This is a genomic window from Nitrincola sp. A-D6, from assembly GCF_000764495.1.
Taxonomy (GTDB): Bacteria; Pseudomonadota; Gammaproteobacteria; order Pseudomonadales; family Balneatricaceae; genus Nitrincola.
Genome location: NZ_JRLB01000013.1, coordinates 57,470 through 76,525, shown reverse-complemented (window position 1 = coordinate 76,525; position 19,056 = coordinate 57,470). Strand labels below are relative to the sequence as shown.

The following is a 19,056-nucleotide window of genomic DNA, read 5'->3' as shown; positions in this document are numbered from 1 at the left end:
AGCTCTGCTAGTTCAGCCGCAAAGTACTGATCAAAGTTCAGGTTGAAGCGTTGCTCGATGACAGCCGGATCGAGTTCAAAATGACAAATCAACTGGTTGATTACGGCGCCTCGGACAATATCATCATCACTCAGACAGACACCGCGTTTGATTGCATGTTGCTGTTGTGTGACTGCTTGTGTATAGGCCGCCAGGTCATGTTCATTCTGGTAATATACCCGGCCAATCTGACTAATAGCCGATACACCCATAGCAACCAGATCACATTCCGCATGTGTAGTGTAGCCCTGGAAGTTGCGGTGCAACTGGCCAGCGGCCTGGGCCAGTGCTAGTGTGTCATCGGGTTTGGCGAAATGATCCATGCCGATATAGACATAACCTGCATTGAGTAGCTTGTCGATGGTGTTCTGAAGAATGGCTAATTTGGTTTCTGGAGAGGGTAGTTCTTCAGGATTAATATGCTTTTGGGAACGAAACCTGTCTGGAAGGTGTGCATAATTGAATACAGATAATCGATCCGGGTTCATGCCGATCACTACATCCAAAGTCGCGTCAAAACTTTGCTCTGACTGATGTGGCAAGCCGTAAATCAGATCCATATTGATGGATGAAAAGCCCAGTTGTCGTGACTTGTCCAGTACGGCTTGGGTTTGTTCCAGGGGTTGTACGCGGTTAACGGCAGTTTGTACCCGGTGATCAAGATCCTGTACTCCAAGACTGATCCGGTTAAAGCCAGTTTTACGCAACACTTCAAGCGTTTCCGGGCTGGCTTCACGCGGGTCTATTTCAATTGAGTAGTCACCCTTGTCATCATCACGTAGATTGAATCGGCTGCGTAGGGTCGACATCAATTCATGCATCTGTTCATCACTGATAAACGTCGGTGTACCGCCACCCCAATGCAACTGGTCTACGATTCTGTCATCACTGTACCATTGCGACAACTGTGCCATTTCGCGATAAACGGTATCAAGATAGGGTTGAGCACGATCACGGTTGCGGGTAATAACCTTGTTGCAGGCGCAGTAATAACAAACATGGGCACAAAAGGGGATATGCACATACAGCGACAAAGGTGCGGCCTTATCTGCTGAGGACTGTCCTTCACTGATCAGTGCTTGCGGTGAAAGTGCCGGATCAAACTGTACGGCTGTCGGGTAGGATGTATAGCGTGGGCCTGACAGATCATAGCGTTTAATCAGATCCATATCCCATACAATGCGGCTATCATTTATCACCAAAAATACCTCAATTAAATCAATCTTTAAAAACCTTGTACGTAGCAGTCTGCTAATTTTACAGGTTAAGCAGACTGTTGAGTGGCAAGGTATAAATACCAAATACGATAATCACTGCGCCGGCAATGCGACGCGTCAGACGTTTCTGCATAATGCTGCGTACCTGGCGGGCCAGTAACCCAGTGGTAAACATGGCGGGTAAGGTACCCAATCCAAATGCAGCCATCAGTAAGGCGCTTTGTTGCCAGCTACCCGCCGCTGAAGACCAGAGTAATGTGCTATAAACCAAGCCACAAGGTAACCAGCCCCAGAGTACCCCCAGTAAAATGGCTTGTTGTGGGTTACTCACAGGCAAAATTCTGGCCGCATGGGGTTGTATATGCCGCCAGAGATGCCCACCCATTTTTTCCAGTCGGGTAATGCCAAACCACCACTGCCTACATAAAGCCCCATAGCTATAAGCAGTATGCCAGCGAATATTTGCAGTATCATGCCGGTGGTGCCTGTTGCGACCAGAGCACCAGCAACGCCTATTAAAGCACCTGCAAGGGTATAGCTACTGATACGACCAAGATTATACCCCAGCAGTATCAGCCAGGCTGGATATCTGCCACCCTGAGTGTTCAGTCCAACACTGGCCGCTATGCCACCACACATGCCGATGCAGTGGGTACTGCCGAGTAGGCCGATCAGAAAAGCCGTTGTCAGCAGCAGGGGTTCAGTCATCCGATTTCCGGTTACTCTTTGGATCTACTTTGGCATCATCCGGGATCATGTCATCATCATCGTCATAGAGAATGCTGTGAGCGGGTGAATCCAGATCATCGAACTGACCGCTATTAACGCTCCAGAAAAACGCCCAGAAGGCTATTCCAGTTAATATCAGAGCGATTGGAATCAAAATAATGATAATTTCCATCAGGTACCTGCCTTGGCTTTAACGGACTCAGGCAGTGGAGCCGTCTGAGTGGTTTGTGGTTTTCTGGCACGACGTGCCAGGCGCATGGCATTACCGGTTACAATCAATGAACTTGCCGTCATGCCGATGGCCGCAATATAGGGTGGAACCAGTCCCAGGGCAGCCGCCGGTAGCGCAATGATATTGTACAGCAGAGAAAAACCCAGGTTTTCTTTAATGATCGTTCGAGTCTTGCGCGCCAGGCGGATGCCTTCAGCCAGGGTTTGCAGATTGTTGTTGGTCAATACGGCATCGGCATTGGTTTTTGCCAGATCAGTAGCTGCACCCATGGATACCGATGTCTGTGCACCAACGAGTACTGGTATGTCGTTAATACCATCACCTACCATGATGGTTTGCTTGCCTTCAGCCTGGAGTTTGCGGATATGTTCCAGTTTTTGCTCTGGGCTCATGCCACTATTGATCTGATCTATATCCAGCTTTTCAGCTATGCGCTGTACGGCGGGTGATGTATCACCGGTGAGTATCTCTACACTTAGCCCCAGTACTTTGAGCTCTTGAATGGCCTGGCGAGTCTCGCGACGGATTTGATCATCCAGTGCGAACCAGGACAGTGCCTGAAATTCATCACCCAGTAATATCCACTGACGTAGCTGGTCGGGCATAGCAGGAACAGGCTGCCCGGATAACTGCATTACATAGTCGGGTTTACCGATACGATAGTGTTTTCCATCTATAATACCCTCTATACCTTGACTGACAGATACCTGGATGGCCTCAGCCGCTGCGGTATACCAAGGAGTAAAAGCACGTCCTATAGGGTGCTCGGATAGAGATTCAAGCGCGGCTCCCCAGTTAAGGGCATCAGCCGGCGAAGTGCCGTTAAGTGGGAGTGTTTCCTGAATAGCCAAGCGGCCCTCAGTGAGTGTTCCGGTTTTATCAAAAATAATATGTGTGGCTTTACTGAAAGATTCCAGTACATGGCCTCTGGTAATCAATAAGCCCTGTTGTCGAAGTGTGCCTGTAGCGGCTGTCAGTGCCGTGGGTGTGGCGAGTGATAGAGCACAGGGCAGGTAACAACCAGAACGGAGAGGGTGATCCAGAACGCACTGGCCGGTTCAATGAAGTACCAGGCTGTGGAGACACAAGCCGCAACAATCAACGTAGCGCCAACAAAATAGCGCGCAATATGATCTGCTACTCGGGCCACATAAGGCTTTTCACTTTGAGCACGGTCCAGCAGTCTGACAATCGATGATATACGACTATTTTGACCCACCGCGCTAACCTGCATCTCTACCGGGTTTTCTATATTAATAGTACCGCCTACCAATGCATCCTGACACTTTTTTGAGACCGGCATATATTCACCGGTCAGGGCGGATTCATCTACTGAAGAGAAGCCTTTAATGATTAATCCGTCAGCTGGAATTGTTTGTCCCGGCTTGATGCGAACTCTATCCCCTGGTTGCAGTGAGCTTGCTGCAACCAGCTCTTCTTCACCTTCCGGGGTTATACGCACAGCACTGGCCGGAATAAGATTAAGTAATGCATTGCCAGCCCGTCCTGTACGTTGCCTGGCCTTCATCTCCATATAGCGGCCGATCAGGAGGAAAAAAGCAAACATGGTGACTGATTCGAAATAGATATCACCTGTATTGAACATAGTTGCCCAGACGCTGGCAATATAGCCTCCCCAAATAGCAATGGAGACAGGAATATCCATGGTTAGGTGTCTGGCTTTGATGTCGCGAAAAGCGTTTTTTAGAAAAGGCAGTGCGGCATAGAGCACGACTGGCGTTGCAACAATCATGCTGGCCCAGCGCATCAACATGACATATTTTTCATCCATACCTGTGCCAGCTATATCGGCCGCATAAATAGCGGCTGCAAACATCATGGCCTGCATGGATCCGATGCCCGCCACGCCTAAGCGAATAATGGAGCGCTTGCTTTCCTGTACCAGAAGTTGCTCTTCTTTATCAGGATGGTAAGGGTGAGCTTTGTAACCGATACGAATCACTTCGGCCAATAAATGACTTAGCTTGGCTTGATCTGGATGCCAGATCAAGCGGGCACGGTGATTAGCCAGATTAACACTGAACTTGATTACACCAGCTTGCTTTGACAGGTGTTGCTCCAACAGCCACACACAGGCTGCACAACTTATTCCTTCAATAACAAGTGTCGCTGTGTGCGCTTCTGTATTCTGCCCCGTGACAAACGCTTGCTGAATTTCTTGATTGTCGTAGAGCGCCAATTCTTGGGTCAGTGATGCAATCTCGGATAAATCAGCTGTAGTGGGGCTGAGCTCATCACCACGATGCTGGTAAAAGTTATCCAGTCCCCCGGAAACGATCGTTTGAGCCACTGCCTGACAACCAGGGCAGCACATACGCTTATCTTCGTCGTTGATGCGTGTGAAAAATTGACTGGCTGGAGGTATGTCAGAGCCACAGTGGAAACACTGTTCAGGATCTGTCTTTCGGTTGACTGCTTGCATCAGTTACTTCCAATCAGTCCTGTTACGGAATAAATGCCAGGACCTTATTTTCAAAGGGAGGGCGAGCATCCAGCATGAGTTTCCATTTACCTTCAGGTGATATGAGTAGAAAGGTTGAACGTGCCGTAATGGGATGTGTCAGGCTGCCATTGAACTGAGGTAGATTACCCAAGCGGTGAAGCTGGATAACATGGTCTCGTTCATGATTGGCGCCCACCTTAACATGTAACTCCAGTGTCGACAGGTTGGCTGGTAGATCGCCCAGCATGGTCAGTATGGCTTCGCCGGTTTCTGTATCCAGTTTGAGATTAGCACTTAGGCCCAGTTTTTTGGCATTCTCTATCATGGTTTCATCAATAGCATAGCCACGACCATCTCGAACGAATTCCTTATTCAGCGGTGGATCTATGCGCTGCTGAGTAATAGAAACGGACAGCATAATAAAGCCAACTGTCATAGCCGCCAGTATGGGAGTTAGAATAAACCACAGCCAGGGTTGTTTGTACCAAGGGATGATTTGGACAGAATCTTGACTCATTAAGAGACCTCATAAGAACAGGCGGCAAGTTTATTGCCGCCTATTATACTAAAAAACAGTTGGAATTTTTACCCTTACCGTGACGGTGGTGGGCCCATAAAGCGACTTTCGACCGTTGCAGTAACTTTAGGTTCATCCACGGTTTCGACAGTGAAAATAATCGATGAGTTCGCGGTGCTGAGTTTATTTTTCTCTATTTGAACCCGAATCGGGTAATCGATAAGCTCACCGGCACTTACATTCACTTCAGAATCGTTCACCATTTGCAGTCCATCAATGCCCTCTACAGTAATCCGGTAGCGCCTGTCTACCTGCTCTTTGTTAGCAACTTTAAGTGTGTATACGTTTTGAATCAGACTGCCACTGACTTCGTTGAATAGAGCACCACGGTCACGTATGGCTTCAAATTCAATTGGAACACGATTTGATAATACATAGACAAACGCTGCGCACATAATGACAACAGCTGTCAGGTAACCCATCAAGCGTGGACGAAGAAATTTAGTTGGTTTTCCGTTAAGGGAGTGCTCGGTGGTATAGCGAACCAAACCGGGTTCATAACCCATTTTGTTCATGATTTCGTCACAGGCGTCAATACACGCACCACAAGCTACACACTCGTACTGCAACCCATCACGGATGTCGATACCAACGGGGCAGACGTTAACGCAGGCGTAGCAATCGATACAGTCACCCAGACCTTCAGCTTTATAGTCAGTGTCTTTTTTGCGTTTGCCGCGTTTTTCACCGCGAGCCTCGTCGTAAGAGATAACTAAGGTGTCCTGATCAAACATCACGCTCTGAAAGCGTGCATAAGGACACATGTAGATACATACCTGTTCGCGCAACCAGCCCGCATTGCCGTAGGTGGCAACAGTTAAAAAGCCTAGCCACCAGAGCTCCCAAGGCCCAAGGTCAGCACTAAGAATGCTGGGTAGCAGTTCGCGGATCGGAGTGAAGTAGCCAACAAAAGCTATAGCGGTAGCTGCTGCAATAACAATCCATATGACGTGTTTAGCGGCTTTACGCAGAAACTTTTCGCCATTCATGGGTCCTTTATCCAGACGCATGCGTTTGTTGCGGTCACCTTCGGTGATTCGCTCGGCCCAGATAAAAAACCAGGTCCATACAAACTGAGGGCAGGCGTAGCCACACCAGAGCCGCCCCGCAAAAACGGTTACAAAAAACAGGATAAAAGCCAGAATGATCAACAGCCAGGACAGCAGCATGAAGTCTTGGGGCCAGAAAGTCATTCCAAATATATGGAACTGACGATTGGGCAGATCGAAAAGAACGGCCTGTCGACCATCATACTGTATCCATGAAAAAGCAAAAAACATCGCCAGCATGACAAAGCCAGCGGCGGTGCGCAGGTTTTTAAAAAAGCCTTTGTAATATTTGACGTAGATATGCTCTCGTTTGGCATATAAGTCATAAGATTGACTGTTGTTGTCTTTTCCAGGGGTTACATCTTTGACCGGTATCTGGTTCATGATCTGCCTGCCATCGTTTAACAAGTGTGATTGCTATTCGATTGATTGAATAAGTGAATGCTTAAGTAATGATAGTATGCCAAAAAAAAAGGTGATATGACCTATATCATATCACCTTTATTTAGTTGATTTTCACTTAGTCGTTGCTGAGACTCATAACGTAAGCTGTAACCAGGTGTCTCTGGTCTTCAGTCAGAAGTCCATTAAATGCTGGCATCACCCCAAAACGACCATGGCGAAGAGTGTGGGCGATTTGTTCAAAGTCGCCGCCATACAGCCAGGTATCGTCAGTCAGGTTGGGTGCTCCTAAGGCGTGCATGCCTGTGCCATCAGGCATATGGCAGGCGGCACAAAGTGACGCAAACTGAGGTTCTGCACGTGCAGCAGACTCGGTATCGTGTTCGCGATTGCTTAGGCCAAGTACATAGTGAGCCATATCGCGCACACCATCTTCACCCAGAACCTCGCCCCATGCAGGCATAGCACCATTACGACCCTGGTGCAGGGTAGCTTTGATTGCCTCTTCAGAGCCACCCCACAACCAGTCACTGTCGGTCAGGTTGGGGAAGCCGTAAAAGCCAACCCCACCAACACCGTGGCAGACAGAACAGTTGTTGGCGAACAGGCGCTGGCCGATACGCAGGCCTTCAGCATTTTCAGGCTGCTGTAGTTCTTCAACTGACAGCACTGCAAAACGCTCAAAGATCGGCGCATAATGCTCTTCAGCATAGGCCATTTCCTCTTCCCATTGCCCCGTAGACGTCCAGCCAAGTAGACCTTTGAAGTTACCCAGGCCAGTATAGCAACAAATAGACCAGACCAAAAACCACAGTGGCAACAAACATCTGAAACCACCATTTTGGCATTGGGTTGTCCAGCTCTTCGATACCATCGAAAGAGTGTCCCACAGTTTCTTCAGTTTGTTCCTGATGTGGCTGACTTCTTTTGGTTGAAAAAAGCAACCAGATACAACCCACGATAACCCCAAGCGTGATTACCGTAATCCATGCGCTCCAGAAAGCACTCATTTCTCATCTCTCCCGTTATGGCACGTTCATTGCCATTTTTCTGCGCCTCACCTTCATCCTCATCTTCATCGGCGAAGGGGAGGTTGGCAGCATCATCGAAATGTTTTTTGTTCTGAGGTAATAGTACCCAGATAAACAGTCCGATGAATGTGATCAGCATGATCAATGGCATGAACGGGCCATAGACTTCATAACTCACAATGGATTACCGCACATCATAGTTTGAGTGGGTTTTACCGAGTGCCTGCAGGTAAGCTACCAGTGCATCAACCTCGAGAACACCCTGCACATCAGACTTGGCGTTGGCAATCTGCTCATCAGTATAGGGAACACCCAGGGTTCTCAGTACTTCCATTTTCTTGGCAGTTTGGTCACCACTGAGCTGACGTTCAAACAGCCATGGGTAAGATGGCATTTTTGATGTCGGTACAACGTCACGCGGGTTATAAAGGTGCGCACGCTGCCAATCATCAGAGTAACGCTCACCTACACGGGCCAGATCTGGACCGGTACGCTTAGAACCCCATAGGAATGGGTGTTCCCAAACGTGCTCATTGGCGGTAGAGAAATGCCCATAGCGCTCAGTTTCTGCACGGAAAGGGCGAATCATCTGAGTGTGGCAAACATGGCAGCCTTCACGAATATAGATATCACGGCCTTCCAGCTCGGTTGCTGTATAGGTGCGCATATCTTGAATTGGCTGAGTCGTAGAGTCTTTGAAGAACAAAGGCACGATCTCTGCCAGGCCGCCGAAGCTGATCACGATGATGATCAGAATTGCCATTAAGCCGGCATTCTTTTCAATAGTTTCATGCTTAATCATTACTGTATGCTCCTCGCCCCAATCATGCGGTCTGTGCAGATGTTTCAGCGTCAGCGGCTTCAACAGAGCTACCGCCACGTACTGTCTGCCAGACGTTATAGGCCATGATAAACATGCCTAACAGGAAGATAGCACCACCGATCACGCGAACAAAATAACCTGGATGACTTGCTTCCAGCGCTTCAACGAAGCTGTAAGTCAATGTACCGTCCTGGTTAACTGCGCGCCACATCAGGCCCTGCAGAATACCGTTTACCCACATGGAAACGATATAAAGCACGGTTCCGATTGTAGCCAGCCAGAAATGTACGTTGATTAGTCCAACGCTGTGCATCTGTGCTTTGCCGAACAGTTTCGGAATCATGTGGTATATCGCACCGATAGAAATCATCGCTACCCAGCCCAGTGCACCGGAGTGAACGTGACCGACTGTCCAGTCAGTGTTGTGGGATAAAGCGTTGACTGTCTTGATAGACATCATCGGGCCTTCAAAGGTAGACATGCCATAGAATGACAGTGAAACCACCAGGAAGCGCAAGATAGGATCGGTACGCAGTTTGTGCCAGGCACCTGACAGCGTCATCATACCGTTGATCATACCACCCCAGGAAGGAGCCAGTAGAATCAAAGACATAACCATACCTACAGACTGTGTCCAGTCAGGCAGAGCTGAGTAGTGAAGGTGGTGACCACCTGCCCACATATAGGTGGCAATCAACGCCCAGAAATGCACGATCGACAGACGGTAAGAGTAGACCGGACGGTTAGCTTGCTTCGGAACGAAGTAGTACATCATGCCGAGGAAGCCAGCTGTCAGGAAGAAACCTACAGCGTTGTGACCGTACCACCACTGCACCATGGCATCGATAGTACCAGGGTAAGCCGAGTAGGATTTGATCATGGTAACTGGCATGGCAGCACTGTTAACTACGTGCAGCACAGCAATAACCAGGATAAATGCCATGTAGAACCAGTTGGCCACATAGATATGAGCTGTCTTGCGTTTGAAGACAGTACCCATAAACACGATCGCATAAACCACCCAGACTAGAGTGATCAGGATATCGATCGGCCATTCCAGTTCAGCGTACTCTTTAGCTGAGGTTAACCCCAGTGGCAGCGTTACTGCCGCCAGTACAATTACCAGTTGCCAACCCCAGAAGGTAAATGCGGCTAATCCGTCAGAGATCAATCGAGTCTGACAGGTACGCTGCACCACGTAGTAAGAGGTAGCAAAAAGGGCAGAACCACCAAATGCGAAAATTACCGCATTGGTGTGTAACGGACGTAAACGTCCGTAGGATAACCAGGCTGTGTCAAAGTTCAGTGCCGGCCAGACCAGCTGGGATGCTATCAGTACACCTACGGTCATACCGACAATGCCCCAGACTACGGTCATGATGGCGAATTGACGCACCACCTTATAGTTGTAGGTTGGATGATCAGTTGCAATGCTCATATCAGGCTCTCATCAACAAGCTGTTAATAGTAAGAAGAGTTCCATCGGCGATTATCAGTGAATTACCCTTCATTTCAATGTGATCTCGGGTTTATCTGCGACAGCTTGTCGCGGGTTCGGGACATCATGCTTGTAAGATATGTTCGATTTGTTGTTTTGTTTTGATTTTTATAATTAATTGAAAAATATGAATATATTTGATATATATGTGATTAATTCAGAGTTTTATTATATGTATAATTTGTTTTAATTAATCCTTTGTGTAGTGTTTTAGTCTAACCGGTGGCTGGTGTTTTTTTATGTTTAGTTGATATGGATCAAAAGTATTTTGCAGTAATCATTCGGGTTATGCTGTCATTTCCATGTTTAAGGTCGAGTTGTTATGTCATTTACATCAGTTTTATTGCAGTGTCGTGCCGGGTTTGAGTCGGAATGCGCTGTGGAGTTTTCTGAACAGGCTTTGGAAGCAGGCTGTGCCGGTTATGTCCGCTTTGAACGTAATGCGGGTTATGTGCGTTTCATGCTGCAGAGTGATGCCCTTGCGTTACTGCAGCAGTTATCATTTCGGTCTCTGGTCTTTACGCGTCAATGGTGTGCCTGTCTGGAGCCCTTTGATCAGTTGCCAGCTACTGATCGGTTGAGTGTGTTGCTGGCGCCCATAGCGTCGTTACCGCCCTGTGCTGAGCTGCTGGCTGAGGTGCCAGACACCACGGAAGGTCGAGAACTGCTTCCCTTTGCCGGAAAGTTCAGCTCTGCAATGGCGCAGGCCTTGCGTCAGCAGGGGGTTATGTTGCCCCGGAAAGCGCGAGCAGAGTGGCGCATGCATCTATTTGTGTTATCCGGCCGCCATCTGATCATCGGTGTTAGCCCGATTAATAATGGATCAGGTTTGGAGATGGGGATACGGCGACTGAAGTTTCCAGCGCAGGCACCGAGTCGTTCAACTCTGAAACTTGAGGAAGCCTGGCATTGGTTTGTGCCACGTCATGAATGGGGTGAGCGTCTGGGTGGCGGTAAAACCGCCGTGGACCTCGGAGCTGCACCGGGAGGCTGGACCTGGCAGTTGGTGCGACAAGGTATGTTTGTTACAGCGGTAGATAACGGTCCTATGTCTGAAGATTTGATGGAATCGGGGCAGGTTACCCATTGCCGCGAAGATGCGTTTTATTTCCAGCCATCCAAACCGGTTGATTGGTTGGTGTGTGATGTGGCAGATAAACCGTCCCGTGTTGCCACCCTTATGCTGCAATGGGCATTGCAGGGTTGGTGTCGTGAGATGATTTTTAATCTTAAGTTGCCGATGAAAAAGCGCCATCAGGAAGTACAGCAATGCTTGAATCTGATCAGTTTGGGGCTTGAGCGGGAAGGTGTTCGCCACCGTCTTTCTGCACGTCATCTTTATCATGACCGGGAGGAAGTGACCTGTTATCTGGATCTGCGTCGGTAATAATGCCGGTAATCCTGCTATGAATGTGAATAGCTGGTTTCTAAGGCACAAAAATTCTGAGACAATGTATCTCTTTTTCTGGAAGCTGGCAGTCTCAGATGAGTCAACCCGTATCAGACATGTCACTGGATACTTCCGGGCTGTTTTGTCCAGAGCCTGTGATGCTGTTGCACAAAAAAGTTCGGGAGATGCAGCCTGGACAGGTGGTGTTTGTAAAAGCAACTGACCCGTCTACACAGCGCGATATTCCAAGGTTTTGTACTTTCTTGGGACATGAATTGATTGCGCAGCTTCAGCAGGAAGATGGCTATGAGTACTATATTCGAAAAGGTGTTGAGTGAAGCGGAGCTTGCTGCTCGGCGAACAGAGCAGTTACTTCGTGAATGTGAACAGATTCTTGATCAGGCCGAATACAAACGACAGCGAGTTGAGAGTAAAAAAGTGAGCGAATCAGTAAATAGTGAAAATACCGGGTCTGCAACAGCAGGCGGCAAGCGAAACAAAAATCGTGCTGCGAATATAGCTGCTGTGCAATTGCTGATGGATGCTTATCCTGAGGTTTTTTCACGCGATCAGGTTCGGCCGTTGAAAATTGGTATCCAGGAAGATCTGGTTGCTGATGACAAGGTGTCACGTACCAAAATCAAGCGAGCTTTAGCTTCGTATGTGCGCTCTCCCCAGTATCTGCGCAGTTTCCAGGAGGGAGCTGAGCGTGTTGGTCTGGATGGCCAGCCTGCCGGTAATGTAACGGCAGAAGAGGCTGAACACGCCAAGGGGAAGTTACAGGCTATGCAGGATGCGCGTCGTGAGCGTATTAAAGAGCAGGCGCGTGAAGCTAAATTAAAGGAAAAAGAAGAGCGTCTGAGTAGTAAACTGGATCAGTTGCTGTCATTGAATAATCGAAATTAATCCGCTGTAAAAGTCATAATGTCTGGCCGACACTGAGCCCGCAATGTGCGAGTAGTGTCTGCCAGGCCTGTGTGTGTTTCTCCCTTGCCTGATGAAATCTGTGTAACACACCGTCTTGAGCCTCAATATCAAAAAGCTGCGAGAAATATGCCTCAGAGCTGGGTGGTAGTGGTAAGTGCTGTTGTATAGCCTGATGCCTGGTTTGCCAGTGTCGTCCGAACTGATCCGTCAGTGCCAGGTAAGGCTGGAATTCAGCTGCATAAAAATTCCTGAATACATTTTGAATAATCACGGAGCGGTTGTTGGGTTGCTGATCAAAACAGATTGGACGTCTCTCCAGTCGAGCTTCAATGGCTTGGGTAACCTGCGTCATGGTGTAACTAAGCAGATATACGCTACGCAGCCACTGCTGACCTGATTGCATGCGATAGAGTTGCTCATAATAGACTTCTATTTCGTTAATGAAATGACTGTCTGGCCAGGGTGTCTCTTGTGTGACTAATTGGCTAATCAGCGTAAAGGCGTCCAGTGTGCTGCTGGCCTGATTAACCAGGCCTTGTGCGTGCATGGGTAGCGGTTCAAATGAGCGGGAAAACTGCTGTTCCATCTCTTCACTGGTGTAAATGCTGTTCCAGATCACCCGGGGCAGCTGTTCCTGTTTATGTTGCAGAATCTGCCTGACTCTATGCAGCAGAGGTACTAATGTGTCATCTGTTTCCACACGCTGCGACAGATCTTGCTCACAGGCTTCAACAGCTGGTAAAAAACGTAGCTCATATTTCAGAGTCTGAGAGGGTGTCATCACCCGGCCAAGATTGCTGTTACGTTCAGCAATTAAAGGTAGCAGATCGCAATGGCGCAGTTGCAAAACGTCAATCAGGCCTTCACGTAACCCCTCAACAGGCAGCAGGCGTTCTCTGCGCGGTGGAAATGCTGGGAAGGGCGAGTTTCCGGGTGAAAACCCAATCGGTTCATCCAGCGCATTGCTTACCCGGCGGGTATAATCCTGCAGCATTTTTTCTGCATTGGGTTCGCCACAGCCATACAACAGGCTGATCAGAAGTAGCAGGCTAAGTGGTCTCCACATATTGAGATACTCGGTTCAGGCGTGTCATCAGCATTACGGCACCTGCACTCAGGCCGATCAGCAGTCCATACCAGAAACCTGCTGCTCCCATGGCAGGAACCAGCCAGCTGGTCATCCCCAAAATATAACCTGCAGGCAGACCGATCAGCCAGAAAGACACGAAGACCAGTAGTAAGGGAATAAACGTATCTTTATAGCCTCTAAGTGCGCCTGCCGCACTGACCTGCAACGCATCCGAAAACTGGAACAGCGCCGCGATGGTTAATAGTAGTATAGCCAGTGTCACTATCTCTGCATCGGGTGTGTACAGCTGTGCAATCTGTTGGGCTAACAGTATGGTTAGTAGTGTTGTGATGAGTGCTACAGCGAGGGTGAACTGAATGCCGGTAAAAGCAGCCAGGCGTGCTTGCGCCAGTTCACCAGCGCCCTTCAGTTGGCCAACACGAATGGTGAGCGCCATAGCGATACTTAGCGGTACCATGAACACCATGCCGGTATAGCTGATGGTGATTTGATGCGCGGCCAAAACGACTTCGCCATAAGGTGCCAAAAGCAATGCGATAACACTGAACATGCTGGCTTCTATAAGCAGGGCAATGCCGATGGGGATTCCCAGACGCAGGAATAGTGCGATACGACTGAAATCAGGCCTGTGCCACGGATACCACAAAGGTAGTCGACTAAATTGCTGGCTCTGCCGGGTGTAGGTAATACCAGCTGTCAGCATAATCCACATGACAATGGCGCTGGCCCAGCCGCAGCCTACACCCCCCAGTTCAGGTAATCCAAATTTTCCAAAAATAAATATATAATTCAACGGGATGTTGCACAGCAATGCCAGTAGTGCAATTTTCATGATGGCGCGAGTCTTACCATAGCCTTCACTAAAGCCGCGGATGGTTTGGTAGACCATTAAAGCTGGAAAGCCCCAGGAAATCGCTTCCAGGTAGCCTCGGGTCTTATCTTCCAGTGAGGCTTCCAGGGATAACAGTGACAGCAGGGGCTGTGTATTCTGCAGTAGCCAGAAAGAAATGATTCCCAGTAATAGCGCAACCCAAACACCTTGGTGGAAAATACTGGGTGTATCACTATCTTTTCTGCCACCAACCAGGTGGGCAACCAAAGGTGTGACAGCCATTAGGATGCCGGAAAATGCCAGATAAATGGGTATCCACAGGCTGGTGCCGAGAGCAATGGCGGCGAGGTCTTCGCTACCAGCGCGTGCTGACATGAGCGTATCAACAAAACCCATAGTGTTTTGTGCCAGCTGAGCAATCATAATTGGCCAGGCGAGTAGCATCAGGGTTTTGATTTCAGCTTTTTTGATACTGAAATAGGAAGGGCTGAGGGGTCTGTTCATTAATTAGTTGTCGTGCCATCGGAGCCGGACTCTCGATGCCATTAGTTGTTTAAAGTAGATTAAAAAAGGGCGCTGATCAGCGCCCTTCGGTGTTATCCTCAGATTGCCAGGCTATCAGTCCAGACGAACTTTAACATAACTACCCGGGGCGGCTTCAATCGGTTTGTGCGTAGCGTTGCCGTAATCCTTGGGAGCATCAATTTTTTTGCCTGCACGGCGTTTCAGCCATTCAGACCAGTGTGGCCACCAGGAGCCTTCCTGCTTCTCGGCGGTTTCCAGCCAGTGATCAGGCCCTTTGCCGACTTCACCCTTGATCCAGTAGTGACGACGGTTTTTCGATGCCGGGTTGATAACACCGGCAACATGGCCGCTGGCACCCAGGACAAATTCCAGCGGTCCTTTGAAGGTTTCTGTAGCCGAAAAAGTGCTCTTCCAGGGGGCGATATGGTCTTCAACAGCGGAGAAGAAGTAGCAAGGCGTTTTCACTTTGCCCAGATCAATAGACTCACCACAAATGGTCAATCCACCTGGTTCAACCAGTTTGTTTTCCAGGTACATCTTGTTCAGATAGAAGGTGTACATTCTGGCTGGCAGGTTGGTGGGGTCACTGTTCCAGAACAGAATATCGAAAGGAGGCGGAGTCTGTCCTTTCAAATAGTTGTTTACTACGTAGGACCAGATCAGATCATTTGAGCGCAACATGTTGAAGGATGTGGAAAGCTCACGACCATGCAGGATGCCTTCTTTGTTGACTTTTTCTTCCAGGGTTTTGACCTGGTATTCGTCAATAAAGACTTTCATATCACCCGGATCGCGGAAATCGGTCAGCGTGGTGAGGAAGGTCGCTGAGGTGACACTGGTATCCTTACGGTTTGTCATAACCGCCAAGGCCGTGGCCATTAGCGTACCGCCAACACACCAGGCAACGGCATTGACCTTATCGGACTCGGCAATCTCTTTAGTGACTTCAATGGCTTTCAATACGCCGCGTTCTACATAGTCGTCCCAGCTGAGAGTGCTCATATCTTTGCTTGGATTCACCCAGGCAACCAGGAAGACGTTATAGCCCTGTTCTACACAATATTTAACATAAGAGTTGTGTGGCTGCAGGTCGAGAATATAAAATTTATTGATACTGGGTGGAACTATCAGCAGCGGCTTGTCATAAACCTGCTCACACTCAGGCTTGTAATGCAGCAACTGGAACAGATCATTCTGAAATACCACAGCACCTTCGGTGGTGGCCAGATTCTCACCCAGTATAAAGGCATTTTCATCGGTCATGGTGATATGACCTTTGTCGATATCGCCCAGCAGGTTTTTCAGGCCATCAATCAGACTCTGGCCGTTGGTTTCCAGTGCCTGGTTCAACACTTCCGGATTGGTAATAGCAAAGTTGGTGGGTGATAGTGCATCAACATACTGCTGGGTATAAAATTCCAGTTTTTTCTGCTCTTGATCAGATAAATTGGCATTGGCAGCCATTTCTGTCAGCATTTTCGACGACAGCAGATAAGATTGTTTGATGTAATCAAAGATTGGATTTTTTGACCATTCTTCGTTCTGAAAGCGACGATCACCCGCTGATGGCTGAGCAATTTGTTCGCTGGCACCGCTCCAGATGTTTCGCCAAAGATTCATTTGTGCCTGTTGATAATCAGCGATAGCTTTTATCCAGACTGTAGGGTCTTCCAGTGAACGAGTTGCCAGCTCGGTCCAGGAGGTTGTGAATTGACGAAAAATGTCATCACCACCTGTAGCTGAATACATCTCCAAAAGCTTGGAGGTTTCTTCACTGACGTAGTTGATGAATTCTTGTGGGTCGTTGGTAATATTGTCTTTCTTATCCATAGGTGCGGCCTGTTATGCGTCCGGTTAGCTGATCAGGATATCTAATCAAGTAAACTGTATCGTATCTAATATATTTATCACATTAGCACTTAGACGGGTTTGAGTCGAATACTAAGGGGATTTTATGTGCAGTGCGGAAAATAAACTTGAAGTATGTGAGCTGGAACTGATGACAACACAGGGTTGTCACCTGTGTGACGAGGCTGTCGAGGTTATGTTGCAAGTGCTGGATGCAGGTTGTTTTTCGGTAGATCTGCTGGACATAGCGTTCGATGATACGTTGATGGAGCGCTATGCAACCCGTATTCCGGTGCTTGTTGCTCCGGCAACGGGTGCGGAGCTGAGCTGGCCTTTTGGCACAGAGCAGCTCCGTTGCTTTAGTGAGCAGGCGTTCTTAGCGCGGCATGCTCCAGGCAAGCATTGAGCGTTCCTGGTCACTGAAGACACGTGCTGGTTGTCCAGCCAATGTATTGTAAATGACGCCGAAAGCTAACACATTCAGAACATAGCCGCGCGTTTCATCGAATGGAATGGTTTCTATCCATATGTCCAAGGGGAGGTGTCCGCGCGCAGACAGCCACTGCCTGACACGTCCAGGTCCAGCATTGTAAGCTGCCGTTGCATGCACCCGGTTACCTCTGAAGCGTGATTGCATTTGTGCCAAATAGGCTGAGCCCAGGCGTACATTGATATCCGCATCATTGAGTCGTTCCAGACTGGTCAGTGGAATGTCAGCTCGGCGCGCGGTTTCTCTGGCTGTAGCTGGCATCAATTGCATCAGCCCCGCGCACCGGCACCAGACTGAGCGACCTCCAGAAAAGCGCTTTCCTGACGGGTCACAGATAGCGCCCAGGAAGGCTCAATATCAAACTCTTTCGAAGCCTTATCGAACAGATCCCGATAAGGTGCTGGAAAACGTAATGCCAGATCATCCCATTGATCACTGGCAATTGCACCGCGGATGCCCTGAAAGTACCAGCCCCAGCTCTGGATGACGTGTGCTGCGGCATGGATCTGATCCGGGGATAGAGTGGCTGTCATCAGGTTCCACTCCTGGTTGGCTTCTCGTATCCGCTCCAGACGATAAAATTCGTGGATGCGTTGCATGGGTGCCAGTTGTGCAATCTGATGCAGTTGTTCCTGACTGAACCCGGAGGGTTTGTCATTTAGTGCAAAGGGACGGTGAGTCAGTTCGGCCGCTTTGAATCCGTAATAGCTACGTTCTGCCGTGAGTTGCGCCAATAGCTGTGGATCGGGTTGACGACCTTGCTGCAGGTCTGCAACCAGGCTCCAGTAGAGCCAGCGTCCTTGCTGACGCACCTCTTCTGGCAGGCGTGTGATCATGTGCCGGGTAGCTGACCAATCCTGTTCAGTGAGTGCCAGTCGAATACGCCACTCGGTTAGCTCTGAAAAGCGGTAGTCCGGATCAATCTGGGCCAGTATAGCCTCTGCATCTGGCTGAAAGCGTTTGGCATAAAGAACGCCCAGGCGATTAATCAGGGGGGCTTGAGCGCTATCAGGTATTTGTAGCCGGCGTGCTTGCTCGCTCAGGGTGAGCAAGGCAAGGCGCAAGTCATTACTGGCCAGGCGTTGGATGGCCATGAGTGCCAGACGGCTGGCATCAGGTGTGTAGTTGCTCAGTAAGGCTGGATCAGCGGCGAGAGACTCTGGCTGGTTGTAAATCTGCCACAGCAAGGCCAGCTGTTGTTGTGCTGACGGCTCAGTGACGAAACGTTCAGCATACTTCGCAATGCTGGTATTACCCGCTTCCAGTGCCAGAAGTGTGCGCTCCAGCCCCACTTCAGAATCGATTTTGCCAGCTTGAATCAGTTGATTAAACAGTGGGTCACAAGCACCATGCTGAGAGTTGCCGGTTAACCATAGACGTAGCCCTTCGGTATAGGCTACTTCCTGGTTTTGCTGTGCCAGTTCTCCGCGCGCAGCTAAACACTGTAATTGAGCACTGGGGGAGCGGACCTGCGCGAAGTAATTGAAAAAATCAGGCCACTGTGACTTTTCACTCAAATGTACAGCCCAGATATGCAGGAAGCGTTGATAAAGCGGTGTGCCCTCAAGCTTTGCCAGCAAGGCTTCAGCGTCAGCTGGTGTCATGGTTTTTAGTTGCTGTGTGGCTTGCGCGTAGTAAATATACGGCAGTAGTGGGTAGTCGCTGAGAGCAGAGAGTGCCTGATCGACCTCTGCTATTTCACCCGCTCGGGCCGCCTCCAGTGTGTCAAGGTAAAGTTCACGCTGATACTCCGGATAATTGCTAGCCAGCAGTGAAGTAGAAAGCAGCATGCCAGACACACAGAACGTTAGGGGTTTAAGCAGATTCATAGAAGCACCTTCAGCGCTGGATAAGACGTTTATGGTATCCAGTAATGACTAGTGTAGCGCCTGG

Annotated in this window: 18 protein-coding genes and 2 pseudogenes; 4 read left to right on the top strand and 16 right to left on the bottom strand. The window is 49.1% G+C overall.

Translation table 11 applies throughout. The features are described 5' to 3' along the window. From hemN to ccoN, 11 genes and pseudogenes are all read right to left on the bottom strand, one after another. The coding region (gene hemN, locus LH51_RS03570; RefSeq protein WP_327124176.1) for an oxygen-independent coproporphyrinogen III oxidase at nt 1–1,238 on the bottom strand (1,238 nt) is incomplete at its 3' end. Between the two features lie 58 nt (nt 1,239–1,296). Next, nucleotides 1,297–1,895 (bottom strand): annotated as a pseudogene (locus tag LH51_RS03565) (sulfite exporter TauE/SafE family protein). A 61-nt stretch (nt 1,896–1,956) separates the two neighbouring features. Next, entirely contained in the window at nt 1,957–2,157 is a 201-nt protein-coding gene (ccoS, locus tag LH51_RS03560; protein WP_036519752.1) for a cbb3-type cytochrome oxidase assembly protein CcoS, read from the bottom strand. Next, a pseudogene (locus LH51_RS03555) lies at nt 2,157–4,660 on the bottom strand (heavy metal translocating P-type ATPase). Before LH51_RS03555 ends, ccoS begins: the two are co-directional and overlap by 1 nt. Before the next feature lie 22 nt (nt 4,661–4,682). Next, on the bottom strand, nt 4,683–5,198 hold the full coding sequence (locus LH51_RS03550; protein WP_036519750.1) for a FixH family protein: 516 nt from the start codon (nt 5,196–5,198) through the stop codon (nt 4,683–4,685). 74 nt (nt 5,199–5,272) lie between these two features. Further along, entirely contained in the window at nt 5,273–6,691 is a 1,419-nt protein-coding gene (gene ccoG / locus LH51_RS03545) for a cytochrome c oxidase accessory protein CcoG (protein WP_036519748.1), read from the bottom strand. Nucleotides 6,692–6,827: 136 nt separating this feature from the next. Then, entirely contained in the window at nt 6,828–7,529 is a 702-nt protein-coding gene (ccoP, locus tag LH51_RS03540; protein ID WP_327124175.1) for a cytochrome-c oxidase, cbb3-type subunit III, read from the bottom strand. After that, nucleotides 7,477–7,719: a cbb3-type cytochrome c oxidase N-terminal domain-containing protein gene (locus LH51_RS23995; protein WP_327124173.1), complete on the bottom strand. Its 243-nt coding sequence runs from the start codon at nt 7,717–7,719 to the stop codon at nt 7,477–7,479. The genes ccoP and LH51_RS23995 overlap by 53 nt, the downstream gene beginning before the upstream one ends. Further along, nucleotides 7,607–7,918 (bottom strand): cbb3-type cytochrome oxidase subunit 3, encoded by a 312-nt coding sequence (locus tag LH51_RS20370; RefSeq protein ID WP_036519746.1) that lies wholly within the window; start codon nt 7,916–7,918, stop codon nt 7,607–7,609. Before LH51_RS20370 ends, LH51_RS23995 begins: the two co-directional genes overlap by 113 nt. 6 nt (nt 7,919–7,924) lie before the next feature. After that, nucleotides 7,925–8,542, bottom strand: a complete 618-nt coding sequence (ccoO, locus tag LH51_RS03530) for a cytochrome-c oxidase, cbb3-type subunit II (protein WP_442934809.1) — start codon at nt 8,540–8,542, stop codon at nt 7,925–7,927. Between the two features lie 22 nt (nt 8,543–8,564). After that, nucleotides 8,565–10,001, bottom strand: a complete 1,437-nt coding sequence (gene ccoN / locus LH51_RS03525; protein WP_036519745.1) for a cytochrome-c oxidase, cbb3-type subunit I — start codon at nt 9,999–10,001, stop codon at nt 8,565–8,567. A gap of 382 nt (nt 10,002–10,383) precedes the next feature. Between ccoN and rlmM the strand changes: the two genes are divergently transcribed. The 3 genes from rlmM (at nt 10,384) to LH51_RS03510 (ending at nt 12,357) form a co-directional block, all read left to right on the top strand. After that, nucleotides 10,384–11,448 (top strand): 23S rRNA (cytidine(2498)-2'-O)-methyltransferase RlmM, encoded by a 1,065-nt coding sequence (rlmM, locus tag LH51_RS03520; protein WP_036519743.1) that lies wholly within the window; start codon nt 10,384–10,386, stop codon nt 11,446–11,448. Between the two features lie 98 nt (nt 11,449–11,546). Further along, nucleotides 11,547–11,789 carry a sulfurtransferase TusA gene (gene tusA / locus LH51_RS03515; RefSeq protein WP_036519742.1) on the top strand — a complete coding sequence of 81 codons (243 nt, stop codon included), beginning with the start codon at nt 11,547–11,549 and terminating at the stop codon, nt 11,787–11,789. Then, nucleotides 11,758–12,357, top strand: coding sequence for a ProQ/FINO family protein (locus LH51_RS03510; RefSeq protein WP_081960640.1), 600 nt, complete (start codon nt 11,758–11,760; stop codon nt 12,355–12,357). The genes tusA and LH51_RS03510 overlap by 32 nt, the downstream gene beginning before the upstream one ends. A 13-nt stretch (nt 12,358–12,370) precedes the next feature. Here the strand turns inward: LH51_RS03510 and LH51_RS03505 are convergent, their stop codons facing one another. The 3 genes from LH51_RS03505 to LH51_RS03495 all read right to left on the bottom strand — a co-directional run bounded on the left by LH51_RS03505 (nt 12,371) and on the right by LH51_RS03495 (nt 16,655). Further along, complete coding sequence (locus tag LH51_RS03505) at nt 12,371–13,444, bottom strand: DUF3080 family protein (RefSeq protein WP_036519740.1); 1,074 nt, start codon at nt 13,442–13,444, stop codon at nt 12,371–12,373. Further along, entirely contained in the window at nt 13,428–14,804 is a 1,377-nt protein-coding gene (locus LH51_RS03500) for an MATE family efflux transporter (RefSeq protein WP_052063403.1), read from the bottom strand. Before LH51_RS03500 ends, LH51_RS03505 begins: the two co-directional genes overlap by 17 nt. Before the next feature lie 114 nt (nt 14,805–14,918). Then, the gene (locus LH51_RS03495) at nt 14,919–16,655 is read right to left on the bottom strand and encodes a PHA/PHB synthase family protein (protein ID WP_036519738.1); all 1,737 of its coding nucleotides are present in this window, start codon (nt 16,653–16,655) and stop codon (nt 14,919–14,921) included. Nucleotides 16,656–16,779: 124 nt separating this feature from the next. Between LH51_RS03495 and LH51_RS03490 the strand changes: the two genes are divergently transcribed. After that, nucleotides 16,780–17,079, top strand: a complete 300-nt coding sequence (locus LH51_RS03490) for a glutaredoxin family protein (protein WP_036519737.1) — start codon at nt 16,780–16,782, stop codon at nt 17,077–17,079. On the opposite strand, the gene LH51_RS03485 is transcribed toward LH51_RS03490, so the two are convergent. Both LH51_RS03485 and LH51_RS03480 read right to left on the bottom strand, forming a co-directional pair. Beyond that, nucleotides 17,050–17,433, bottom strand: a complete 384-nt coding sequence (locus tag LH51_RS03485) for a lytic transglycosylase domain-containing protein (RefSeq protein ID WP_036519736.1) — start codon at nt 17,431–17,433, stop codon at nt 17,050–17,052. The genes LH51_RS03490 and LH51_RS03485 overlap by 30 nt on opposite strands. Next, complete coding sequence (locus LH51_RS03480; RefSeq protein WP_036519735.1) at nt 17,433–18,992, bottom strand: hypothetical protein; 1,560 nt, start codon at nt 18,990–18,992, stop codon at nt 17,433–17,435. The genes LH51_RS03485 and LH51_RS03480 overlap by 1 nt, the downstream gene beginning before the upstream one ends. Between the last annotated feature and the right edge of the window lie 64 nt (nt 18,993–19,056).